This is a genomic window from Brevibacterium sp. (assembly GCF_052105255.1).
Lineage (GTDB): Bacteria > Actinomycetota > Actinomycetes > Actinomycetales > Brevibacteriaceae > Brevibacterium > Brevibacterium linens_B.
Map to the genome: position 1 here is coordinate 1,926 of NZ_JBQDYQ010000113.1, position 1,942 is coordinate 3,867.

Sequence of the window (1,942 nt, forward strand, 5' to 3'; positions counted from 1 at the left end):
CGCGGATGCGCAGGGGCGAGCCCTTCGTCGCGCATTCGACCCGGCACCTCATCATCGCGTCATCGAGCTGAGGCACCTCCTCACGTCGAAGCGCTGAGCCGCCCGTCGCCGGCAGCTCACCGAGCAGAAACGCCCACCCGGAACCGGTCCGGCACTTCACCGGCGCCCGTGGCGAGGTCGGCTGCGAACTCTCCGAGCAGCGGCGCGAACTTCGCCCCGTGCCCCGAACAGGCCGAAACGAGAACAAGGCCGTCAACCTCGTCGATGACGAAGTCCTCGTTCGGTGTGTTCGTGAACAGGCATGTGGTCTCCGCGTACGGTTCCGGAATGAGTCCCGGCAGATTCCGCTTCGCATAGTCGATCATCCGGGTCCGCATCTCCTCGGTGATCTCTCCGTCCTGGTCAAGCGCCGATCCGATCACCTTCCCACCGTTGAACTGGGCGAATTTCTGCCCCGCGAAATCGGCATCCCGACCGCCGGGAAGTCCATAGGTGAACATCTCACCGGATTTGTGGATGAACGTCGGCCAGGGCGTGTTCGGCCGCCCGTCCGCGCCGGCATCGCGGTAGGGCATATGGAAGGCCTGCTCCTGCCGCACTTCGAATCGCGGCAGCGCATCGAGGAACGCCTGCGGAAGACCAAGATCGCCGAGGAGGGCGGGCAGCCACCCGCCCGCCGCGACGATGACACGGTCCCCCTCGACGGCTTCGCCTGTCGCCGAGGTGACACGGAAGCCGCCCGCGGACCGTCGTGCCACCTCGGTGACCGTCCAATCGGTGAGGACCCGGGCCCGCCCCGTGTCCATCGCACGGTCGAGCATGGTCGTCACCGTGGTCTCGGCGTCGATGACGCCGGCTTCGGGGTGCCACAGGACGTCGGTGTCGAAGACGAACTGCGGCCACCGTTCGGCGCCTCGTGCCGGATCGAGGACCTCGTACTCGACTCCGACTGCCTCGAAGATCTTCGCGAGCAGATCCGTGTGCCGGGCATCGCCGAAGTCGAGCGCTCCCGTTCGAGTGATGAGCTCGGCCCCCGACTTCGTCTCGAGGTCATCCCACAGTTCCCGGGCGCGTACAACCAGTTCGGTGTAAAGGCGATCCGGGTAGGCATACCGGAAGATGCGGGCCGAACCGTGGGAGCTGCCTTGGTCGTTGGCCGGAGTGTGCTGTTCGAGCACGGTGACGTCCTCGCCGCGCGCGCTCAGGGAATGTGCGGCTGCGGCACCGGCCAAGCCCGCTCCGATGACGATGTGGTGGGTCATAGCTGCGCTCCTGTTGGATGGGCGTGATCGGTCGGCCGCGCCTGATCGTGCCTACTGCAATTCGAGGTCAGTCACGCAGGTGGGCCCATCGCTTCTCGTCGAGAACTCGGTCGTTCCGGTCTTGCCCTCGGCGGTGATTTCGATGGTACCGGTGATGCCGGATGGCACCCAGAAGCCCACGAAACCGTTGTCGAAGGTCGTCGTCGAGTCATCCACCACTGCTTTGCGTGTCGCCGAGTCGGTGATCACCACATCGACGTCCTTCCCGCTCAACTCACCGAGACAGGTCGTGAGGCTGTGGTAGAAGCAGTCGTGCGTCTCATCGACGAAGGGAGCGATGGACACATAGCTCCTCCCCTCCGGCAGTGCCATCGTCGCCTCGTCCTGCCCGTCGGTGAGGACGAGCTCGTCGGGCTGCACCGAGGCCATGAGGTCGGTGGGCCTCTCCTCGACAGGCAGACGATCGAGATGATCGATGACTCCGGTGACGTCTTCGTCGTCCAGATCGAGATCCGCAAGCAGCGTTTCGGCCGAGCCCGGCTGCACCGCCGCGGACTCTCCTGATGCAGCGGATGACCCGCTTCCCGACCCTGGAGCCGAACACCCGGTCAGCGCTAGAGCCAGGGCCGTCGCACCCAACACGAATTGCGTCGTTCTCATATATCTCCCCTTGTCACTAC

General features: G+C 65.3%; 2 protein-coding genes. Both read right to left on the reverse strand.

What is annotated here, in order from left to right; translation table 11 throughout:
- Positions 1 to 116: 116 nt before the first annotated feature.
- Positions 117 to 1,262: an FAD-dependent oxidoreductase gene (locus ACTIIH_RS16025; protein ID WP_441092176.1), complete on the reverse strand. Its 1,146-nt coding sequence runs from the start codon at positions 1,260 to 1,262 to the stop codon at positions 117 to 119.
- A gap of 51 nt (positions 1,263 to 1,313) precedes the next feature.
- Positions 1,314 to 1,922, reverse strand: a complete 609-nt coding sequence (locus ACTIIH_RS16030; protein ID WP_441092177.1) for a CueP family metal-binding protein — start codon at positions 1,920 to 1,922, stop codon at positions 1,314 to 1,316.
- Between the last annotated feature and the right edge of the window lie 20 nt (positions 1,923 to 1,942).

Bases quoted from the DNA above. Each gene is read 5' to 3' on its own strand.
- ACTIIH_RS16025 (WP_441092176.1), bottom strand. From the start codon at position 1,262: ATGACCCACCACATCGTCATCGGAGCGGGCTTGGCCGGTGCCGCAGCC.
- ACTIIH_RS16030 (WP_441092177.1), bottom strand. From the start codon at position 1,922: ATGAGAACGACGCAATTCGTGTTGGGTGCGACGGCCCTGGCTCTAGCG.